Here is a 21,955-nt window from a genome sequence, read left to right as displayed (position 1 = left end):
ATGCCTGAGCAGATTGCTGGAGTTTCTTTCCTCGTGTGGCTTGCCTGCGTGTACGCGCTGGGCCTGGTCGCCGTGGGTTGGGGCTTCGATATTCTCGCCAAGCGCACCAGCCAGCGCATGGTGGCGGCGCGAACCTTCGGGTTCACCTACCACGAAGAGAGCGACGCGTGGCTCTGCCCCGAAGACCAGTGGCTGTGGGCGACCGCATTCGACTCGGACAACCGAGTGATGCGTTACCGCGCCAAGCCCAGCGTGTGCAACACCTGCCCGATTAAGGACAGCTGCACCGTCTCGGCAAACGGCCGCGAGCTCACCCGCGAAGTGGATGAATGGCCTTACTCCGAGTCGGGTCGTTTCCACCGTGGACTGGCGGTTGCCGTGTCGCTGCTGGGTGTGGTCATCCTGATTGGTGCCGCCATCGTCTGGCACTCCCCGCTGGAGCTTCTGGTGGAGGGTGCCGCCGCGGTGGTCTGCCTCTCGCTGACCTACCCGCTGGCTGTGAAGCTCATGCGTTCCCCCGCGAACTTCGAGAACGATCCGAAGCATATTCACGCATCCACCGCCGACGAATCGGTGAACGTGAAGATGGACCGTTTCGCGGCGAAGTGGGGTGGCGTTTCGAATGAGCGTAAGCGCCGTACCGAGCAGACCCGCAAGCAGATGATTGCGGATGCGACCCTGCCGGTTCGTACCTCTGCCCTCGACCCGGACCGCCCCGCCTGGAGCGGTACCGGTACCTCGGTTAAGCGACTGCACAAGACCACGAATGAGGTCCTGCAGGAGCAGAACCTGGCTGAGGTTGAGGCGGCTGAAAAGCTGGCAGAGCAGATGGCGAAGAAGTAGCGCTGCACAAGTTTTTCCGTTCCGGCGGCTGACCGGCTGGCTGGTCCCGTCTGTTAGCTTCGGCGGCTACCCTGCATGGAATTCTCTTTTATTCCTCTTTTGAGGTTTTCCATGCGGGGTACCGCCGAGGCGCCGACCCGCCGCGACGTGCGCCGGGACGGAAAATTCCCCTCCCAAACTCCCCACACAGCCCGGTACCGGGCAACACCCACTACCTACACCCCTACTACCTGAACCGTACGAGGCGCGGGCAGGTGGGCACACATACCGTCCTCCCCCAATACTTGTGAAGGAAAACCATGGATCCCGTCACTTTGGCAACTATCCTCATCCCAGTTGCCGTCATTGTTCTTTTTATTCTGATTCGTATGTTCCGCGTCATCCCCGAATACGAGCGTGGCATCTCTTTCCGCTTCGGTCACCTGCGCTCGGAACTGAAGCCCGGCCTGAACATCGTCTTCCCCCTCGTCGACTCCCTGCAGCGCGTTGATATGCGTGTCATCACCCTGACCATTCCCCCGCAGGAAGTCATCACCAAGGACAACGTTCCCGCCCGCGTGAACGCCGTGGTCCTCTTCCGCGTTACCAACGCCAAGAACGCGGTGCTTGAGGTTGAGAACTACCCGATTGCCACCAGCCAGATCGCGCAGACCACCCTGCGTTCCCTGCTCGGTCGCGTTGACCTGGACACCCTGCTCGCACACCGCGAGGACCTGAACGAGGACCTGCGTTCCATCATCGGTTCGCGCACCGAGCCGTGGGGTATTCAGGTGGAGCTCGTCGAAATTAAGGACGTTGAGATTCCCGAGGCTATGCAGCGCGCCATGGCACGCGAGGCTGAGGCTGAGCGTGAGCGCCGCGCAAAGATCATTTCGGCACGCGGTGAGCTGGAGGCTTCGAGCGAGCTGAAGGAAGCATCCGACATTCTGAGCCAGTCCCCCGCCTCCCTGCAGCTGCGTTACCTGCAGACCCTGCTGGAGCTGGGCGCCGACCAGAACTCGACCGTGGTCTTCCCGCTGCCCATGGACGTCATTGGCCCCCTCGTGGGTGCACTCAAGGGCGAGGGCAAGTAGGCGCTTCTCCCCTTCCCTGACGCACTAGCCGCGGCGGCTGATTCGCAGCGGTTAGGCGTATAGAAATATCCCGTGCAGATGAGAGTATCTGCACGGGATATTTCTATGCCGAATGTTCTTCGCGAAAGCTAGAAGGAAGGCGTTTGGCCCGCCGCGGGGGTTGGATGAGGTGGTTGCGACGGGCCAAACTGGTCGGTTACACGCCGTAGAGGTGCGGGCGCGGCAGGTACATCAGCCAGTTGGGTGAGGGCCGGAATCCTACCGCAAACGGTTTTCACCGACGCCTTAAGCATAACCGGCAAGGCGCCCGAACCGGCGGCAGTTTGAGTGAAGCATCAATCACCCATCTCACGCCATGCCGGGGCGGTATTCAACCCAAAAATCGGTGCCTAACGCACCGGCGAACCGAACCCCACTCAGCCTCTAGCGCAGCCTCTAACGCAGTGCCCGGTGAGCCTGGTCAAAGAACTCACGCTCGTACACGCACGCCGACAGGTACGCCTGCGCCGCACGCACACGCTGAGCCGGTGAAGCCGCCTCAAACGCACGCTCCACCTCCGCGAGGCTACGTGCCACATCCGCCGCGAATTCCTCGCCACCGTACAGGCTCAACCAGTCAGCGTACGGGTGGTCCGGGTGGTTCTGCGAGGAGAGCACGGCACCGACCTCTTCGTAGAGCCAGTAGCAGGGCAGAATCGCGGCGGCGCCGACCACGTAGTCATCACCGGCAGCGGAGGCACGCAGGAAATTCGTGTACCCCATGGTAATCGGCGAAGGCCCACCCAGGCGTGCACGGTTCGCCAACCAGCCCTCGTGCAGCTGCGATTCGGCGGCAATCGCCTCGTGCGCGCCAGCCGCCCAGTGCACCTGCGCCTCAGCGGTGTCGGCACGCGCCGAGAGAGTCGCGAGCGCACGCGAATAGTCGCGCAGGTAGAGGGCGTCCTGGTCCAGGTAGAAGGAGAACAGGTCCTCATCGAGGGTTCCGTCACCGAGGGCACGCACGAACGGCAAATCCAGAATCTGGTGCCAGGTTTCGCCACCCGCAGCCCAGAGCGCGGCGGTCCAGGGGCCTGCGGGCTTGACGACGGCTTCACCGGCGGGCACGGGGCTGACCGGCAGCAGACGCTCCGGGCTGGTGCCATCCAGAGCATTGCCCTCAGAGTCGGTGGTGGCGAGCAGGTGATGCCACGGGTAGGCGGAGGCGGCAGCCTCCAGACGGCGGGCGCGGGCGGCGTGGTCCACCGGGCCGTGGCCCTCACCGGAGCCGACCTGCAGACCGGCACCTGCGGCAATGGACTCGTGGAGCCAGCGGGTGCTCCACTGCAGGGCGCGGTGGGTATCGTCGCTGGTCAGAGTGTTCTTCTGGTCTGCGGCAGGCTCTGCGGCCTCAGTGTGCTGCAGCAGCTCCACGCCCAGGCGGGTTGCCAGCGAAGAGGACAGGGAACATCCGGTGCCGTGCGTATTGCGGCTCTCCAGACGCGGGGTACGCACGTGCGCGCAGGTGCCGTCCGGGAAGACCGCAGTGTTGCCGGCGTCCTGACCGCACAGGTGGCCGCCCTTCACAATGACGGTGGTTCCGGTCGCCGCCGCGAGGTTCGCCGCCTGCTCGTGCGCCTCATCAAAGGTCTGAGCGGGCTCTTTCTCGCAGAGCACAGCAAGCTCCGGAATGTTCGGGGTAATCACGTCCACGAGCGGCACGAGGTCGCGCAGCGCCTGCTCCGCTTCCGCCTGCAGCAGGCGGTCACCGCTGGAGGCAATCATGACCGGGTCGAGCACAACCACGGGCACGGGGTGCTCGCTCAACCAGGTGCGGACGGTGCGGATTGTGTCCGCGTCGCCGAGCATGCCGATTTTTACTGCGTCCACCGTGACGTCATCAAAAACGGCGGCAAGCTGAGCGGTCAAAAATTCCAGGGGCGGGGTGAATACTTCACGAACCCCGCAGGTGTTCTGGGCGACCAGTGAGGTGGTCACGCACATGCCGTAACCGCCGGATGCGGTAATGGACTTGAGGTCCGCCTGGATGCCCGCACCGCCGGAGGGGTCGGTTCCCGCAATAGAGAGGACCCTCGGCACCCGAGCGGTCTGAGGCGCCCGGGGGTTTCCGGGAACGCTCGCGCTAGGTACAGGGTTAGAGGTGGATGCGCACGTGGGCGCGCTAGGCTGCTCTGCCTTCATCGATAATCCCTTCGCTAGTTCGAACTAGAGCAGGTTCAATGGGTGTTTTTCTCAGCTTTGAGTGTTTGTACGCTGTCTCGCGCGCCTGCTGTTCCGTGCCCCCGCTGTTTTGGTTGCCCGTCTTTGGGTGGGTCAGCGGGTTGGGAGCAGGCGTCTCAAGGCACCCCATATCGCTCTGCCAGGTTATCACAATGATTATCAGTAACTGCACGTTTTGTCAGAAACAAGATAATCTCTCCGAAATTTTCGTTTGCGGAGGCTCTTCACAACGCACCCCATCCACACATCACCCCAGTACCAATCACTCCCCCAGCCACCGCCTCAAGCCACCCATTAAACGAGTGTGCCCGGCACCGCTTCACACGGTGCCGGGCACTATCTTCCGGGAATATATGCTGCCGGTTAGGTCAGGGCGAAAATCTCCGCTGGGGAGCCCTCCGCAATAATCCTGCCCTCGTGCAGCAGGACCGCGCGGTCAGCCAGCGAGGCGATGCGCGCATCGTGCGAAATAATCAGCACCGCACGGTTCGCCAGCACGGCGCGCAGGGACTCGGTTGCGTCCGCGAGTTCCAGCTGGGTGGTGGACTCGTCCAGAATCACGGCGTGCGGGTCAGCAAGCACAATACGCGCCAGGGCCAGCTGCTGAATCTGGTCGCGGGTCAGAGGCGAATCCGCGCCGCTGACGACGGTGTCCATGCCCTGCGGCAGGTCACGCCACCAGCGGGCGCCGACAGCGTCCAGTGCCTCACCCATCTGCTCGACGGTTGCATCCGGCACAACCACCGTGAAGTTATCGGCGAGGGTACCGAAGAAGACGTGCGCTTCCTGGGTGCAGACCAGCAGGCGCGGGCGGCCGTCGGCGGCGGCATCGGTCGGGAAGTCGCCGTGACCGACCGGGCGGCCCATCACGGTGATGGTGCCCTCCAGGGCGGTCAGCGAACCACCAATCAGACGCGCCAGGGTGGTCTTACCCGAACCGGAACGACCCACCAGGGCGAGCGCTTCGCCGCGGCGAATCTTCAGGTTGATGCCTTCCAGAACGAGGGCATCGGGCGAGTAGCCGTAGGAAACATCGATGCACTCAATGGCGTACTGCGGGTCCTTCACCTCTTCATCCGAGACGGCGGCGAACGCTTCAGCGCGGTGCTGTGCACGCTCCTCACGCTGCTTCTTCGCCAGGGACACCACACCGAACACGCGGCCCATGTTCACGAGCATGATGCGCAGGCTGCTCACGTGGTGGTTCAGCATGTCGGCGAGGGTTCGCAGGCTGAAAACCATGACCGAGGCGGTCGCTACGGCGCCCCAGGAAGCCCAGCCAATAGCCACGCAGGCGGCGCCCCAGAGCATGCACAGAATCGTGGGGATCCAGGCGTTGATGGCGTCCACGGTGAAGTACAGCTGGCGGATGCGCACCATGCCCAGCTGTGCGGCGAACTGGCGCTTGTTCTCACCGGCGAAGGCGTCTTCGCGGGCGGTGTGAACGCCCAGCTCGCGAATCGTGGAGGTGCCGCGGATATTCTCGGTCAGCACGCTGTTGAGGTCGCTCACGCGCTCCTGGGCGGTCTGGTTGCGTGCCGCCATGAGCGGCAGCATCTTCGACATGATGAGGGCAAGACCGGCAATCATGGGCAGCATAATCAGGCCCATTGCGGGGCTCACAACCGCCAGGGAGATGGTGGAGATAATGAAGTACAGCACCACGTAAATTGCGCCGAGCAAATCCTCACTGACGGACTTAGCCGCCGAGGACAGGTCGTCGGTCACGCGGGTGAGCAGGTCGCCACTACCGGCTTCTTCCACGGTGCGTGCGTCCAGGTCGAGGGTACCGTCGAGAGTGTCCTGGTTGGCGTCACGGGTGACGAGCGCGCCCAGTCGGGCCGCGCTGTACGAGGAGACCATGAGGGTTATCGCCTGCACGATGACCGCCGCCAGGATAATCAGAATCGGCTGCCACGGGTAGCTGGCGAACTTACCCGCCACCACGTCGTCAACGGTGGCACCAATCTGCAGGGGTACCACCGCACCCATGAGGGTACTGACCATGTAGATGACGAAGGTGTAGAGGGCTCGTCCCTTATGCGCCGCGAGGTAGTTCCACATGCGGCGTGCCACGTAGGCGGGGTTTTCGATGGGGAGCTGCTTTGCCATGCTAGTTCACCTCCTGATTCTGAGTGGTTGCGGGGGTTTCCGCCTTAGCGGCAGGGTAGCCGTCGCGTTCCATGCGGCGGGTCGTCTCCGCGGTCGTGGAGACAACGTAGACCTGCTCCAAATCCTGCAGTAGGCCGGGGTAGCCAACGGGCAGGCGGTCGCTACCGACCTGGGTTTCCATCGCATCGTAGATGTAGCGCTGGCTGGGTTCGTCCACGGAGTTCAGCGGCTCGGTCAGGATGAGCACCTGCGCGTCCTGTGCGAGCGCGCGAGCGAGTGCCAGACGCTGACGCTGACCGCCGGAGAGGTTCGCGCCTTCACTGGTGATGCGGGCGGCGAAGTAGTCTTCGGGGTTGCGTCCGCCCAGTCGATAGGCGATTTCGCGGGAGTCGGTAATCTTCAGCAGTTCCTCGTCCTTTGCCTGTGCCAGTTCCTCGTCGGGGTTCGGCACGGTGCCCAGGCGCAGGTGCTCCTGCAGGGTTCCGGCGAAAATCATGGGGTTGGGTTCGCTCAGCAGCACGCGGCGGCCGGTTGCGTCCTTGAGGTCCTCTCCCCCGCGTCGCAGGGTGCGGGCGAGCGCCTCGGCGTAGTCCTGCGCGGTGAGGTTGTAGTCGCGCGGGTTGACGTACACGATGCGCGGGTTGCTTGCACCGGCGGGGGCGACGGGTACGGGCACTTCAAGGGTGCTTGCCTCGACTGCCTGTTCGGCGCGTGCCAGCTGCGCCATTTCTTCGTCGGTTCGCGGGCTCTTCAACACGCCCTGGCGTACGCCCGCGTGGCCTTCGAGGCGAGCAACCTTGGCGAGCGCGATCTTGGCGTAACGCCAGGCGGTGAGGAAGTTCTGGGTAATCCAGATGGGGCCGCCCATCATCGCAATAATGGAGGCGACGGTCACCAGAGACGCGGCGGGGGTGTCGGAGACCCAGCGGCCGTTTTCGACGTGGCCGGTGAGGGCGAAGCCGATGCCGAGCAGGGTCACGGCGCCACCGAGTAGCGCGCGGATGAGGTACATCCAGCGGTGCGTCTTTTCGTAGCGCATGTAGCTGTCGAAAACTTCGTCGGTGCCGCGGTGGTAGCGTTCACGCATCTGCTCTTCGGCGCCGAGGCCGGCGATGGTACGCAAACCGGTGGCAATATCGGAGGCGCGTGAGGAGGCCTCGCCGTCCTTTTCGCGGTACTCGCCAATCTTCGATTCGAGGAAGGTCGAGTACCAGGCAATCACGCCGACCACGATGAGCGTGCCAATGAGGGTGACGACCGCGGTGACGGGGTTAATCAGCCAGAGCTGTACGGCACCGAGGGTCGCGATAATCATGGCGTTAACGAACAGCGGTAGGGAGAAGTAGACGTTTGTAACACGTCGTACGTCCTTGTTCATGACGGTGACCGCTTCGCCCGCGTCAACGCTTGTGCGGGTGCGTCCCATAAGCCGGTTAATGTAGGCGCGCCAGTCGCGGCCGAGTTCCGCGCTGAGGGTCATGGAGGTGCCCCAGCCGAAGAACTCGTTAATCACGATGAAGGTGATGGATGCAACGACCACCCAGAACATAGGCCAGGCGTCGGGGGCTTTTCCGGCGATGTGCTGGTTGATGAATTGACCCACCATGACGGGGATCAGGATTGCACCGATACCCGCGGTGGTTTCCCCGAGGACGGGGATTGCCCAGCGGTGCCAGGGGTATTTGTGTCCGGGCGCGGTGACTCGCAGGGCGAGGCGCTTTTTGAGGGCTTCCTCTTCTGCCTTGCGCTGTTCGCTAGCGGTTACTTCCTGTGCAGATTTTTTCTGCGAGGCTTTTTTCTGAGCGGCTTTTTCCTGCGTGGTTTTGCTGTGCAGGGTTTCTTCGTGCGCAGCTTCTTCACGCGCAGCGTTTTCTTGTGCCTTGTCAGCGTTGTATTCAGTCATTCAACGTCTCTCCTTTCTCTTACCCTATTCCTTTATCAATGTGGCACGCAACACTAAGAGTGTATTAGGTGGGGCGTGTCGTTATTGTGTGCAACGTATTTTGGGGCGTGTATCGACCGCACAGTATGGTCCGGCATCAATCGGCGGATTCTGCATCTGCGCGGCAATCTATGCGGCGTGGAGGCCTGTGCCTTCAACCTTCTGGGCACCAGGTTTTTGCATCACTGCACCTAAAGCTCTTTGTTCCACACTACACGAATTTTGGGAATTCGCGCATTAGCGCGGCGCCGCGCCCCGTGAACACCCCGTAATCACCCCGCGCGCGCCCGTGAACACCTCACGAAGACCCTGCGAGTACCCGTTTGTTCCCTCGTAACGATAACGCCCCCGCGTCCGCGCTATTCCCGATAGACTGGAATTCTCATGAGTATTTTGAATTTTCTTTCTCCCTCGCTGGGCGAGAACCCCGGCGACTACAATCGACGCGATTTTAAGGGCAATCCCCTCACCCCCGAAGAGATTTACGAGGCGTTCACCGAGTGGATTTCGACCCGCGGTATGACGCTCTACCCCGCCCAGGACGAGGCCGTCCTGAGCATTGCCGCCGGCCATAACGTGGTGCTGGCTACCCCGACCGGCTCGGGTAAGTCCACCGTGGCTGTTGCCGCACATTTTACGGGCCTGGCGACCGGTCAGCGCTCCTACTACACCGCCCCCATTAAGGCGCTGGTCTCTGAGAAGTTCTTTGACCTGATCAATATTTTTGGTGCCGAGAATGTGGGCATGATTACCGGCGACTCCGCCATCAACACGGAGGCGCCCATTATCTGCTGCACCGCGGAGATTCTGGCGAACATTGCCCTGCGCGAGGGTAAGGATGCGGACCTCTGCCAGGTCATCATGGACGAGTTCCACTTCTACTCTGACCCGCAGCGCGGCTGGGCGTGGCAGCTTCCCCTGCTGGAGCTTCCGCAGGCGCAGTTCCTGCTGATGAGCGCGACCCTGGGCGATACGACCCGCTTCCAGGAGGAGATGACGGCGCTGACCGGCCGCGAGAGCGACCTGGTGGCTCATTCTGAGCGCCCCATTCCCCTGCACTTCTACTACTCCACCACCCCGGTTCAGGAGACGGTGCAGGAGCTCGTGCAGACCAAGCAGACTCCGGTCTACATTGTGCACTTCTCGCAGAAGGCGGCGCTGGAGCAGGCAAACGCCCTGCTCTCGGTGGCGATTGCCTCGAAGGAAGAGAAGGAACGCATCGCCGAGCTGATTGCTAAGTTCCGTTTCGGTCCGGGCTTCGGTAAGGCGCTGAATAAGCTGGTGCGCGCCGGCATCGGTATTCACCACGCCGGCATGCTGCCCAAGTACCGCCGCCTGGTCGAGCAGCTGGCTCAGGAGGGTCTGCTCAAGGTCATCTGCGGTACCGACACCCTGGGTGTGGGCATTAACGTGCCGATTCGTACCGTGCTGATTACGGCGCTGTCCAAGTTTGATGGTGCCCGTAGCCGCCGTCTGCGTGCCCGCGAGTTCCACCAGATTGCTGGACGCGCGGGCCGCGCGGGCTTTGATACCGCCGGTACCGTAGTGGTTCAGGCTCCCGAGCACGATATTGAGAACGCGCGCCTGCTTGCCAAGGCTCAGGCGAAGTTCGGTGACGATACCAAGCGCATTAACCAGTCGCTGTCCTCCAAGCGTAAGAAGGCACCGGAGGGCTTCGTGGGCTGGTCCGAGAAGACCTTCGACCAGCTGGTTGAAGCCGCCCCGGAGCCGCTGACCTCCTCCTTCGACATCACCCATTCGATGTTGCTGAACCTGATGCACCGCCCGGAGAACCCGGTCATCGCCGCGTACCGCATCATTCAGAACAACCACGAGAGCCCGGCGCGCCGCCGCGAGCTGCTGCGCAAGGCAATCGGCATCTACAAGGAACTGCTGACCGGTGGCGTGATTGAGCGAACCAACACCCCGGACGAGCACGGCTCCTACCTGCGCCTGACCGAGGACCTGCAGGATAACTTTGCCCTCAACCAGCCGCTGTCCGCTTTTGCGGTCGCCGCGCTGGAGCTGCTCGACCCCGAATCCCCCAGCTACGCCCTGGATGCGCTCTCCCTCATCGAGGCAACCCTGGACTCCCCCAACCAGGTGCTGTACGCGCAGGAACGCAAGGCGAAGAACGAGCTGTCGGCACAGTTGAAGGCTGACGGTGTGGACTACACCGAACGCATGAACGAGCTGGACAAGGTCACCTACCCGCAGCCGCTGGCGGAGCTCATCGAGCAGGCGTACACGACCTACAAGCAGTCCGCCCCGTGGGTTGCACGTTTTGAGCCGCGCCCCAAGTCGATTGTGCGCGACATGTACGAACGCGCGATGGGCTTCAACGACTTCGTGCAGTACTACTCGCTCGAACGCGCCGAGGGCGTACTCCTGCGCTACCTTTCCGACGCGTACAAGGCGCTGCGCCACACCATCCCCGATACCGCCGTGACCGATGAGCTCGACGACATCATCGAGTGGCTCGGCGAGCTGGTACGCCAGACCGACTCCTCCCTGGTGGACGAGTGGGAGAAGCTGGCCGCCGGCGAAGACACCGCCACCATTGCCGCCGAGCACGCCTCCATCGAGGAGGAAGAGCCTCCCGCCGTGACGAAGAACCTGCGCGCCTTCCGCGTGATGGTGCGCAACGCCCTCTTCCGCCGCGTGGAGCTCTTCGCCGACGAACGCGACCGTGCCCTGGGCGCCCTGGACGAATGGTGCGGCTGGGACGCCGACCGCTGGGCGGACGCCATGGACGACTACTTCGACACCTACGACGACATCTACACGGACGCCGACGCGCGCTCGCCTCGCTTGGTCAGCATGGACGAGGACACCGCCGCGCATCCGGGCGTGTGGAAGGTTCAGCAGAGCTTCGCCGACCCCGAAGATAACTTTGACTTCGGTATTCGTGCCGAGGTTGATCTGGCGGCATCCGATGAAGCGGGCTACCCGGTGCTGAAGATTCTGAGCGTGGGCGAGTTCTAAGACTCCGCCTAAGACTTCGCCCGAGACTTCACCCGGGCTCTGCCACGATGTTGCCCATAGTGGGCTAGAATACAGAGTATCTATCTATTTGAATGAAAGAAGGTTCACCGTTGACCGTTTCTTCGCTTCCCAAGGTTGAGTACCGCAAGGGTTCGGTCGTCAAGCACGACGGCTACGAGATTACCGACCACTGGTTCCAGGTTCCCCTGACCCACGGTCTGATTTTCTCCAAGGGCAAGGACGCCGCTCTCTCCTCCCGTTTCGCGGACCAGACCATCACCGTGTTTGCCCGCGAGGTTGTGAACACCAACGAGACTCTGACCGTTTCGGCTGATAAGCGTCCTTACATTGTGTACCTGCAGGGTGGCCCCGGTTTCGGTTCGCCGAAGACTGGTTCCATTGGCGGCTGGATTGCTGAGCTGGCGAAGACTCACCGCGTGATTCTGCTGGATCAGCGCGGTACCGGCCTGTCTTCCCCGCTGTCTGCTCGCACCATCACCGCTGTGGGTGACCCGCAGGTTCAGGCTGAGTACACTGAGCTGTTCCGTGCGGACTCCATCATTGCTGACGCGGAGGCTATCCGCGAGGTGCTGTTGGCTGACCGTGCCGACAAGCGCTGGTCCACCATTGGTCAGTCCTTCGGTGGCTTCCTGACCCTGTCTTACCTGTCGTTCGCGCCTCAGTCGTTGCGTGACTGCCGCATCACCGCGGGTCTGGCTCCGATTCGTACCTCCGTGGACAACGTCTACCAGCACACCTTCGACCGCATGAAGGAGCGCGTGGAGGAATACTACAGCTGGTTCCCCGAGGACGCCGAGCTCGCTACCCGCATTGCTGAGCACCTGCGTACCCACAAGGAGTACCTGCCCACCGGTGAGCGTCTGACCGACCACCGCTTCCAGATGGCTGGTCACTTCCTGGGTGGCCGCTGGCGTGAGCGCGGCCTGCACTACTTCCTGGAGAACGCTTTTGCTGAGGGTAACGACCACCTGTCCGATCAGTTCCTGACCGCTATGGGTGCTGAGGTGACCTTCCAGGCGAACCCGCTGTACGCCCTGATGCACGAGACCATTTACGCTGACGGCCCCTCCGACGGCGTTCTGCCCGGCATCCCCGGCTACGAGCTGTCCCCCTCCCCCGCGCCGACCAACTGGTCTGCTGCTCGCGTGGCGGCTTCCCGCCCCGAGTTCGCACCGGATGCGGACCGTCTGCTCTTCACCGGCGAGCACATCTTCCCCTGGTACTACGAGGAGGACCCCTCGCTGCGTCCGCTGGCTGAGGTTGCTAACCTGCTGGCTGAGAAGAAGGACTGGGGTCGCCTGTACGACCACGCACAGCTGCACAAGAACGAGGTTCCCGTGGTGGCTGCGGCATACAACCCGGACGTGTACGTGGACTTTGAGCACTCCATGGAGACCGCTCGCTGGGTTGGTAACACCCACGTGTGGACCTCGAAGACCCACCACCACGACGGTTTCGGTTCTGACTCGCTGACCATTCTGGGTCACCTGAAGAACATGCTGGCTGAGGTTCACAACCAGTAATTCTTTGCTGAAAATATCTTTGATATAGCTAAAGCCCCTCACCCCGGTTGATCCGGTGTGAGGGGCTTTCGTGTTAGCGCTTAGCCTGGTGAGGTGCAAGCTCAGTAGCTCAAACTACTTGGAGGAAGCGTGCGCATCCTGCGCGGTGCGGGCACGCACCACGAGAGCGTGGTACTCGTCTTCCTTCTCGATTAGCTCATCACGCAGCTTCTGCGGGATGGCGTTGAGCTTCTCGGTTTCCTTCTGCCAGCGGGCGGTGATGTCCGCACGCTCGGCGGCGGGTGCATCCTCGGGCAGTGCCAGGTACTTCTCGGAGAGCGCCTGAACACGCTGAATGGTCTGCAGTGCGCGGCCCTTGGGGCTGAGCAGCGAAGCAAGCACGGTAATGACCAGGACGCTCACGATGACCAGTAGCGACATTTCGGTGGTAATCTCCACCACGTGCACGGGCTCGCCGTGGTTAATGAACGGCAGGTTGTTCTCGTGCATTGCGTGCAGGATGAGCTTCACGCCAATGAACGCGAGGATGGTCGCCAGGCCGTAGGAGAGGTAGACGAGGCGGTCCAGCAGACCGTCAATCAGGAAGTACAGCTGGCGCAGACCCATGAGGGAGAACGCGGTCGCGGTGAACACGATGTAGACGGACTGGGTGAGGCCGAAGATCGCGGGGATCGAGTCGAGCGCGAAGAGCAGGTCGGAGCCCGCGATAGCGACCATGACGAGCATCATGGGGGTCATGACGCGCTTGCCGTTTTCGATGGTGAAGAGCTTGTCGCCGTCGAAGTGGTCGCTGGTCTTCAGGTACTTCTTGGCGAGGCGGACCATGATGTTGTCGGCTTCGTCGTCACCGTCGCCTTCGGTGAGTTCGTCCTTGAGCAGGTTACCTGCGGTCATGAGCAGGACCAGGCCGAAGATGTAGAACACCCAGGCGAAGGAGTTGATAATCGCTGCGCCGGCGAAGATGAAGGTGCCGCGCGCCAGGATCGCGAAGACGATGCCGAAGAGCAGGACCTTCTGCTGATTCTCACGGGCGACACGGAACGTGCCCATAATGATCATGAAGACGAAGAGGTTATCGACCGAGAGAGCTTCTTCGGTGATGTAGCCTGCGTAGAATTCGGTGGCGGCGGTCGGGCCGTTCGTCACGAAAATGTACAGGCCGAACAGCAGCGCGATGCCGATGTAAATACTCGACCAGATGGCCGCTTCCTTAACGGTGGGTTCGTGCGCCTTACGGACGTGGAACACGAAATCGAAGGCCAACAGACCCGCGATGATGAGAATAGTAACCAACCATTGCAACCCGGTAACTTCCATGGGGAGCCTTTCTTGTGGTGTGCGTACAGGACCACAAGTCTCTCCCGCCGACCTGAATGGAGGTCGGCTCGATTCACCGGTTAGACGCCTTCGGCTAACGTGCTGACGATGAGTCGATTGGTGGGATACTCCCTTGCTCGGTGAACGATTATACAGCAGGTTGAGGTTTTCGCACAGGAGCCCCTCCGGGAGGGTTTTTAGGAAGACTTTCAAGAGTAGCGGGCACGAAAACGCCGCATCTGGCAGGGTGAATCTGTCGGATGCGGCGTTCTGGTGTGAAGAAAGGGCTTGCTAGTTAGCGCTGATTAGTTAGCGACAGTGAAGCGGCGGCCCGCGTGCTTGGGCTCTTCCGCCTCGTCAATCAGGGCGACCGCAAAGTCCTCGGCGCTAATGGAAGCACCTGCGGGGGTGTCCAGTGCGGTGTTGTACTTGCCGGTGCGCTCACCCGGTGCAATGTCGAACGCCGGGGAGAGCATGGTCCAATTCAGACCCTCGGATGCGCGGTAGTCGTCGAGAATCTGGGAGAACGCCTGTGCCTCGGGCTTGTACTCTTCGGGGAAGCCTTCGCCGTCAACGAAACGGTTGCCGTTGCCGTCCTCGAGGGAGCCGGCGCCGCCGACGACCAGCAGACGACCGGTAGGTGCTGCCGCGATCAGTGCGCGGTGCGCGTCAATGACCGGCTGCGCGGAGGTGCCGCGACCTGCCGAGACGGCGACGATGGTGACGTCGTGGTTGTTGACGACATCGACCAGTGCCGCGGTGTCTGCCAGGTCGATGCTGTGGGCGGTAGCGCCTTCGGGTGCCTTGCCGGAGCGGGTGTAGGCGTCGACCCGATGGCCGCGGGAGATTGCTTCTGCTGCGGTGCGTGCGCCGACCATGCCGGTTGCGCCGATGATTGCGATGTTCATGAGGGGTTCCTTTCGGAGTGGTTTCTGCTGTTTTTCTTGCGGTGTTCCGCTTGATGGTTTTATAGTATCTATTAGAAACTGGGTACCTCAAGGTAACTATTAGGGTCTTCGAAAAAATATTTAAAAATATTTTTCGCCCCCCTCACCACCCCCATAAAACAGCAAAACAGCCCCTCAACGGACAGAGAAGACAGCAGCTATGACCACCACGCTCACCTCCCCCGCACGCGAAACCGCAGAAACCACCCGCACCCCGCAGGACGACCTACCCGCCAATATTCTCGCCAGCGTCTGTCCCTCCCGCACCGTCATGCGCCACCTCACCGACCGGTGGACCCCGTTCATTGTTGCGGCACTCTCCGAGCAGCCCATCGCCCGCTTCGGTGAGCTCAAGGCAATGATTCAGGGCGTCTCCCCCAAGGTCCTCACCCAGACCCTGCGCTCCATGGAACGCGACGGCCTGGTGGAGCGCCGGGTCACCGCATCCATCCCGCCGCGCGTGGACTACGAACTGACCGCACTCGGTACGACCCTCATTGAGCCGATGACCGCCCTGCGCCACTGGGCACAGGACAATATGCACGCGGTACTCGAAGCCCGCGAGCGCTACGACGCCGCCGAACTAGAGAACAGCGAGCTATAGCGCAGCGTGCCGCTCCTAGCCCACATAAAAGTAGCCCTCCCGGTGAGTACTTATGAGTACATACCGGGAGGGCTACTTCTTTATTCAGTTAAGACAGCTGTTTAGGAAACCATGTTGAAGGTCGGCGGGGTAAACGCAATCGCGTTCACCTGCTTGCTCGTATCCAGCTTGCCGTTCTCACGAATCGTCGGCACGGTAATAACCACCTCGAACTGGTACATGCCTTCCATGAGCTTATCGCCGCGCAACGCAAAACGCGCAGAGACGCCGGTCGCCCGGTCATTCACACTCGACGCAAACGGAATGACCTGACCCTGAACGGTCTGAGTCTTACCGTTACGGGTCATGACGGTTGCCTTGCCGGTCGGGTCAGTCGTGAAGACCTGACGGTCAATGATTTCACCCTCGGGTGAGAAGAGGTAAATGTCCATGGACGGGTGCAGGTGCGTGGTGCCGGTCGTCGCCTCCAGGGCGGAAACGTTGTAGGTCATCACGAACTCGCCACAGTTCAGGTTGAGGTCACCCTCGGTGCCGTGAGTCGCCTCGTACACGGACATGAGGCGAATCGTCGCGGGGTTCGGGGAGGTTGCATTCTCCATGGACCACCACGCCTGGCCGGTCTCCGGCGCAGTCACGGGCTTGTTCTTGGTGCGCGACTGCAGGGCACCACTGGCGGGGTTGGTAATCATCCAGCCGCCGACCTGGGTAAAGTCCGGGCCCTTGACCTCCTTGCAGTCATCAGCCGAAGCAGCGAATGCGGGCACCGCAGTGGAGGCGGCAATAGCGGGCACAGCCCAAAGCGCGCCGCGGGTGAGATTGCGGCGGGTAACGGAACGAGCTCCCGTAGCGTGTGCGTCTGAAGAGTTATTTGAAATAGTCACAGATTTTTCTTTATTGCTCGGAAGCATCGAGGTGTTATTTGACACGTAAAACACCTTGATAGTGTACAGCATGTATCTGCACTCAGTAGAAGTTCATGAGCAATGAATTATCTCATGGCGAAAAACCCACGTCGGACCCCTAAACGCCGGGCTTAGAACACCGGGTTTAGGCGTGACCCGCCTCCTTCATCAGGCGTAGCTCCTTCTTCAAATCGGCAAGCTCATCACGCAGACGCGCCGCCAACTCAAACTGCAGGTTCTCCGCCGCCACGCGCATCTGCTCGTTCATCTGCTCAATCAAATCCAGCAGGTCCTCGGCAGGTGCCGCCGCCAGGCCGTCAGCGCGAACACGCGCCTCCGCACGGGCGAGAAGCTCCTCCGACTCCGGGGTGCTCGTGGCAATCTTCGAGGAGGTCGCAGAACCGGTCTTCGCACCCGCACTCACCGTACGGGCACCCTTCTTGCCGCTCTTACGCTGCTGCAGAAGCTCGCGGGTGTCCTCTTCCTCGCGGGCGAGCACATCCGTAATATCGGCAATCTTCTTGCGCAGCGGCTGCGGGTCAATGCCGTGCTCGCGGTTGTACGCCTGCTGAATCTCGCGGCGGCGGTTCGTCTCATCAATCGCCACGCGCATCGAGTCCGTAATCTTATCGGCGTACATGTGCACCTGACCGGACACGTTACGCGCCGCGCGGCCAATGGTCTGAATCAGCGAGGTGGTCGAACGCAGGAAGCCTTCCTTATCGGCATCCAGAATCGCAACCAGCGAGACTTCGGGCAGGTCCAGGCCCTCACGCAGCAGGTTAATGCCGACCAGCACATCGAAGGTGCCCAGGCGCAACTCACGCAGAAGCTCCACGCGGCGCAGGGTGTCAACGTCAGAGTGCAGGTACTGCACCTTCACGCCGTGCTGCAGCAGGTACTCGGTCAAATCCTCCGCCATGCGCTTGGTGAGGGTCGTGACCAGCACACGCTCGTCACGCTCCACGCGCACGCGAATCTCCTCGAGCAGGTCATCAATCTGGCCCTTGGTCGGCTTGACCACAATCTCCGGGTCAATCAGGCCGGTCGGGCGAATAATCTGCTCCACATAACCATCAGCCTGCGACAGCTCATACTTGCCGGGGGTTGCCGACAGGTAGATGGTCTGACCGATACGTTCCAGGAACTCCTCCCACTTCAGCGGGCGGTTATCCATCGCCGAGGGCAGGCGGAAGCCGTGCTCCACCAGGGTGCGCTTACGGGACATATCGCCCTCATACATGGCGCCAATCTGCGGAACCGTCACGTGCGACTCGTCAATAATCAGCAGGAAATCATCCGGGAAATAATCCAGCAGACAGTTCGGGGCGCTACCGGGAGCACGACCGTCAATATGGCGCGAGTAGTTCTCAATGCCATTGCAGAAGCCCATCTGCTCCATCATTTCCAGGTCGTAAGTGGTGCGCATACGCAGGCGCTGCGCCTCCAGCAGCTTGCCCTGGGATTCGAGGGTCTGCAGGCGCTCGCGCAGTTCATCCTCGATGGAGGTAATAGCCTTAGCCATACGCTCCGGGCCAGCAACATAGTGGCTTGCGGGGAAGACGTACATCTCTTCTTCCTCGCGAATCACCTCGCCGGTCAGCGGGTGCAGGGTGTAAATCGCCTCAATCTCATCACCGAAGAACTCGATGCGGATCGCGTTCTCCTCGTACATGGGGATGATTTCGACGGTATCGCCGCGCACACGGAACGTACCGCGGTGAAAGTCCATGTCATTACGCGCGTACTGCATCGCCACAAACTGGCGCAGCAGCTCATCGCGGTCAATCTCCTCACCGCGACGCAGAGTCACCATCTGCTCAATGTACTCTTCGGGCGTACCCAGGCCGTAAATGCAGGACACGGTCGCAACCACCACCACGTCACGGCGAGTCAGCAGGGAGTTCGTCGCCGAGTGGCGCAGACGCTCCACCTCCTCGTTGATGGAGGAGTCCTTCTCAATGAAGGTATCGGTCTGCGGCACGTACGCCTCAGGCTGGTAGTAGTCGTAGTAGGAGACGAAGTACTCCACCGTGTTATTCGGCAGCAGCTCACGCAGCTCATTCGCCAGCTGCGCCGCCAGAGTCTTGTTCTGCACGAGCACCAGAGTCGGACGCTGCACCGCCTCAATCAGCCAGGCTGCGGTCGCGGACTTACCGGTACCGGTAGCGCCCATCAGCACAATGTCCTTCTCACCGTTCTGTACGCGCTCGGTAAGCTCGGCGATAGCCTTCGGCTGGTCGCCGGCAGGCTGGAAGGGGCTGACTACCTCAAAGGGGGCGACGATGCGGTTAATTTCGGGTGCGTAACTCATGTATCCATCCTAGGGGAAAGCCGCCCCATACGCCCCCGGATTGGTCGCCCTTTTCTGCTGGCGCAATATAATCACGCGCAATGCACTCGCTACGATACCCCCTGCCCCACCGGTGACCACATACCAGTGGGGCACCTCGCAGGTAAGGATTTAGCGCACCTCCACGGTGGCTCCGGCGAGGCTCATCAGCGCCCGGTTCGTTAGCGGAAGGTACCCGTTCAGGGCGCTCAAAATCAGCTGCATGGTGCGCTCTTCATCCTCCACGCTCAGCCCGCGCGGAATACCCACACCCGGCACGCAAATGCGCTGCTTATACAGGTCAATCACCGCGCACACGGTGCGGTTCGGCACGCCCAACACCGGCAGCATGCCGCGGTGATTGACGGTGCGCAGGCCCTTACCGACCACGGCAGCGGTGCGGATATCCGGGCGGGCACTCCTCGCAAACCGGGAGGCGCCCGCACCGTTCGCAAAAGCAGCAGGGTCGGGAATACTATTCGGCACCGCGCTCTTCTCGTTCAGTACAGACAGCAGCGGCTCCCCCACCGCGGCGGTGACCGCCACGTAGCGTACCTGCCGGTCCATGGCGTTGAGGAAGTCCAGTTCCGCGTATTCCTCCACGCGGTAGTTCTCAACCAGACCGGCCTCACCCGACCCGGTTTCTTCCACGGTTCGGGTGATGACTTCTTCATCGTAGAAGCTTGCCACGCACACCTGCGGGGCGCCTCGCTCAATGCGGGCGCGGCACTGATAGTCGTCATCGAGCAGCCAGAGGGACAGCTCATAGCCGTCGGGTACATCGCGCACACCGGTCGCGAGCAGCACTTCGCTGCCATCCAGGGGGAACGGCTCCCAGCCTGCCGGTTCAAAAGCATTGAGGGCACCGTCCAGGGCGGGGTTGCAGGACCCGAGGCTCGGCGCCTGCTCAGCCGGAGTGAATGCCTCGGTGGCGGGCATGGCGATGGTGAGCCCGCGCATCCTGCCGGCGAGGCAGAGTTCAATCGCCATGAGCAGGTGGCCCGCACCTTCACGGCTCAGTGCTGGGCTCTGAACCATGTGCGCCACACCGGAGTTGTCCAGGCTGAGGTGTTCGCCAACTCCGCGGGCGGCGTTAGAGTAGCGGTTGTGCAGGCGCACCAGCTCGTCAATGGGCAGGGCACGACCCACGGCGCCGAACGCCTGGGCGATAGCGTGAACATGTTCGGGGAAGACGCGGCAGAGCCTGCCAAGCTGGCGAGCAAATTCTGCCGGACGCTGCGTGAGCACGCTCAGTAGGGTGCCGAGGTTCTGCTGGCGATAGGCGTTAAGCAGCTGGGCGACGGTGGCGGGTTCAAGCTGCTCGACGGTGCCCCTCGTGGGGAGGCGCGCTCCCTGGCGGTTGAGGGTTGCGGTGCCGCCGCGGCTGCCCGCGGACTGCTCTGATGAGTTTTTGCCTGCTTGTTCTCGGTAGGTTCCCGGCTGCGTCACGTTTTCACGACCTCAGATATTGGATAAGCTTTTTGACACTCCTTCTACCCTAGCAACAAAAACAGTCAATTACTAGGGTTCAAGTAACTATTAACTAAGGTTGGACTATCTTTTAGGCTTTGAGAGCTTTACGCAGGCGCTTTAGCTAGGAAACCTAGGAGGAATTCTGGGAGCGGAAATCTAAGACCGGGAATCTAGAGGCCGGTAACCTAGACCGGCAAATCCACCCACTGCGTGTCACCCCAGGTCACGCTCGCCGCGCCGGAACTCAGGCTCACCACCAGCTCCTCGGCACGCGCCAACTCCTCCGGGCGGTCAAACATACCCAGGGAAATCGTGGCGCCCTCCGCACCGTACTCGGTACCCAAAACGTTCAGACCGGCGGCGCGAATCTCATTCTCCAGGCGGCCCGCATCGGCGTGCGAACTGGGCACCTGACCCACGCGCAGACGCTCACGTGAATCGAACTGGGCCGAGTCCAGGGTCTGCACCACCGAATCTGTGTAGGCACGCACCAGACCGCCCGCGCCGAGCTTAATGCCACCGAAATAGCGCACAACCACGGCAACCACATCCGACAAATCCGTGGTGCCGTCCTCGCGGGTCTGACGCGCCAGCAGCGCCTGCATCATCGGCACACCCGCGGTACCGGCGGGCTCACCATCATCGGAGGAACGCTGAATATCGCGGTCGGCACCAATAATGAACGCCGAGCACACGTGGCGGGCATCGTGGTAGGTCTTGCGCACCGACTCAATGTAGGCGCGCGCCTCCTCGACGGTGCTCACGCGCTTGATGTGACCAATAAATTCGCTACGCTTAATTTCGAGGAGGCTCTCATAGGGCTCATCGCCGCGCGGCACAAGGTAGCGGTTGGCGCGAGTTTCTTCCTGCATGTGTCCTCCTCTAATCAGTACCTATCTATTGTGGCACAGCCCGTCAGGAGCACCGTTCCATGTCCAAGCACTCCTCACCCGACTCTTCGGCTAAGCCCGTGCGCCGTTACGCCCTCACCGGCGGTATCGGCAGCGGCAAGAGCACCATCGCCGCCCTGTTCGTTGAGCAGGGCGCGTTCCTGGTGGATGCGGACGCTATCTCCCGCTCCCTCATGGAGCCCGGCGAGGCGGTTCTCGCCCGCACGGTCGCGGAGTTCGGCGAGCACCTGCTGAATGAGGACGACCGCCTCAACCGCCCCGCCCTGGCGCGTATCGTGTTCAATGATGAGCAGGCGCGCCTGCGTCTGAACGCGATTGTGCATCCGGCCATCCGTGAGCGTGCCGCACAGCTGGTGGAGCGGGCACAGTCCGACCCCGGGTTCAGCGGCATTATTCTGGAGGACATTCCGCTACTCGTGGAGAGTGGCGACCCGTCCGCCTTCGACGGCGTGGTCGTGGTGCGCACTCCCCTGGCGACCCGCCTAGAACGCCTGGTCTCTTCGCGCGGCATGAGCGAAGAGGATGCGCGCGCCCGCATCGCCGCGCAGGCAACCGACGAGCAGCGTGAGGCGGTAGCCACCTGGATTATCGATAATGGCGGTTCGCTGGAGGAGACCGCCGAGCAGGTGCGCGCCGTCTGGGAGCAGATGACCGCCGCCTAAAACCCTACCCAGCAACACAGGGCACAGCAATACAGAGCACAGCAATACAGAGCACAGCAATACAGAGCACAGCAATACAGAGCACAGCAAT

At 61.8% G+C, this 21,955-nt stretch carries 15 protein-coding genes and 1 riboswitch; of the genes, 6 read left to right on the top strand and 9 right to left on the bottom strand.

Annotated elements, in window-relative coordinates; translation table 11 throughout:
* Both QZ540_RS02350 and QZ540_RS02345 read left to right on the top strand, forming a co-directional pair.
* Nucleotides 1-843, top strand: coding sequence for a transposase (locus QZ540_RS02350; RefSeq protein ID WP_070634102.1), 843 nt, complete (start codon nt 1-3; stop codon nt 841-843).
* A gap of 299 nt (nt 844-1,142) precedes the next feature.
* On the top strand, nt 1,143-1,916 hold the full coding sequence (locus QZ540_RS02345; protein WP_294627436.1) for a slipin family protein: 774 nt from the start codon (nt 1,143-1,145) through the stop codon (nt 1,914-1,916).
* A gap of 435 nt (nt 1,917-2,351) precedes the next feature.
* Here the strand turns inward: QZ540_RS02345 and QZ540_RS02340 are convergent, their stop codons facing one another.
* The 3 genes from QZ540_RS02340 to QZ540_RS02330 all read right to left on the bottom strand — a co-directional run bounded on the left by QZ540_RS02340 (nt 2,352) and on the right by QZ540_RS02330 (nt 8,148).
* Entirely contained in the window at nt 2,352-4,094 is a 1,743-nt protein-coding gene (locus QZ540_RS02340) for a bifunctional hydroxymethylpyrimidine kinase/phosphomethylpyrimidine kinase (RefSeq protein ID WP_294627434.1), read from the bottom strand.
* A riboswitch (TPP riboswitch) is annotated at nt 4,083-4,272 on the bottom strand. Its footprint overlaps the gene before it by 12 nt.
* Nucleotides 4,273-4,496: 224 nt before the next feature.
* Nucleotides 4,497-6,245, bottom strand: coding sequence for an ABC transporter ATP-binding protein (locus QZ540_RS02335; RefSeq protein WP_294627432.1), 1,749 nt, complete (start codon nt 6,243-6,245; stop codon nt 4,497-4,499).
* Nucleotide 6,246: 1 nt separating this feature from the next.
* Complete coding sequence (locus QZ540_RS02330) at nt 6,247-8,148, bottom strand: ABC transporter ATP-binding protein (RefSeq protein WP_294627430.1); 1,902 nt, start codon at nt 8,146-8,148, stop codon at nt 6,247-6,249.
* Between the two features lie 423 nt (nt 8,149-8,571).
* Between QZ540_RS02330 and QZ540_RS02325 the strand changes: the two genes are divergently transcribed.
* Entirely contained in the window at nt 8,572-11,172 is a 2,601-nt protein-coding gene (locus QZ540_RS02325) for an RNA helicase (protein WP_294627428.1), read from the top strand.
* Between the two features lie 110 nt (nt 11,173-11,282).
* Nucleotides 11,283-12,716 carry an alpha/beta fold hydrolase gene (locus tag QZ540_RS02320; protein WP_294627426.1) on the top strand — a complete coding sequence of 478 codons (1,434 nt, stop codon included), beginning with the start codon at nt 11,283-11,285 and terminating at the stop codon, nt 12,714-12,716.
* A gap of 114 nt (nt 12,717-12,830) precedes the next feature.
* On the opposite strand, the gene QZ540_RS02315 is transcribed toward QZ540_RS02320, so the two are convergent.
* Both QZ540_RS02315 and QZ540_RS02310 read right to left on the bottom strand, forming a co-directional pair.
* Entirely contained in the window at nt 12,831-14,033 is a 1,203-nt protein-coding gene (locus tag QZ540_RS02315; protein WP_294627424.1) for a TerC family protein, read from the bottom strand.
* Nucleotides 14,034-14,338: 305 nt separating this feature from the next.
* Nucleotides 14,339-14,941 carry an NAD(P)-dependent oxidoreductase gene (locus tag QZ540_RS02310; RefSeq protein ID WP_294627422.1) on the bottom strand — a complete coding sequence of 201 codons (603 nt, stop codon included), beginning with the start codon at nt 14,939-14,941 and terminating at the stop codon, nt 14,339-14,341.
* A gap of 199 nt (nt 14,942-15,140) precedes the next feature.
* Between QZ540_RS02310 and QZ540_RS02305 the strand changes: the two genes are divergently transcribed.
* Nucleotides 15,141-15,584, top strand: coding sequence for a helix-turn-helix domain-containing protein (locus tag QZ540_RS02305; RefSeq protein ID WP_070830695.1), 444 nt, complete (start codon nt 15,141-15,143; stop codon nt 15,582-15,584).
* 101 nt (nt 15,585-15,685) lie between these two features.
* On the opposite strand, the gene QZ540_RS02300 is transcribed toward QZ540_RS02305, so the two are convergent.
* The 4 genes from QZ540_RS02300 to QZ540_RS02285 all read right to left on the bottom strand — a co-directional run bounded on the left by QZ540_RS02300 (nt 15,686) and on the right by QZ540_RS02285 (nt 21,163).
* A complete protein-coding gene (locus tag QZ540_RS02300) occupies nt 15,686-16,465 on the bottom strand; it encodes an ornithinee aminotransferase (RefSeq protein WP_294627420.1) in 780 nt (259 codons plus the stop codon).
* A gap of 166 nt (nt 16,466-16,631) precedes the next feature.
* Nucleotides 16,632-18,800 (bottom strand): excinuclease ABC subunit UvrB, encoded by a 2,169-nt coding sequence (uvrB, locus tag QZ540_RS02295; RefSeq protein ID WP_294627418.1) that lies wholly within the window; start codon nt 18,798-18,800, stop codon nt 16,632-16,634.
* 150 nt (nt 18,801-18,950) lie between these two features.
* Entirely contained in the window at nt 18,951-20,267 is a 1,317-nt protein-coding gene (locus QZ540_RS02290) for a 2-oxoglutarate dehydrogenase (RefSeq protein WP_294627416.1), read from the bottom strand.
* Between the two features lie 209 nt (nt 20,268-20,476).
* Nucleotides 20,477-21,163 (bottom strand): YigZ family protein, encoded by a 687-nt coding sequence (locus QZ540_RS02285; RefSeq protein ID WP_294627414.1) that lies wholly within the window; start codon nt 21,161-21,163, stop codon nt 20,477-20,479.
* Nucleotides 21,164-21,222: 59 nt separating this feature from the next.
* Here QZ540_RS02285 and coaE point away from each other — a divergent pair, with 59 nt between their 5' ends.
* On the top strand, nt 21,223-21,864 hold the full coding sequence (coaE, locus tag QZ540_RS02280; protein ID WP_294627412.1) for a dephospho-CoA kinase: 642 nt from the start codon (nt 21,223-21,225) through the stop codon (nt 21,862-21,864).
* Nucleotides 21,865-21,955: the final 91 nt, after the last annotated feature.

Origin of the sequence: uncultured Rothia sp. (assembly GCF_916049665.1) — a bacterium.
Classification (GTDB): domain Bacteria; phylum Actinomycetota; class Actinomycetes; order Actinomycetales; family Micrococcaceae; genus Rothia.
This window is presented reverse-complemented; position numbering and strand designations above follow the sequence as displayed.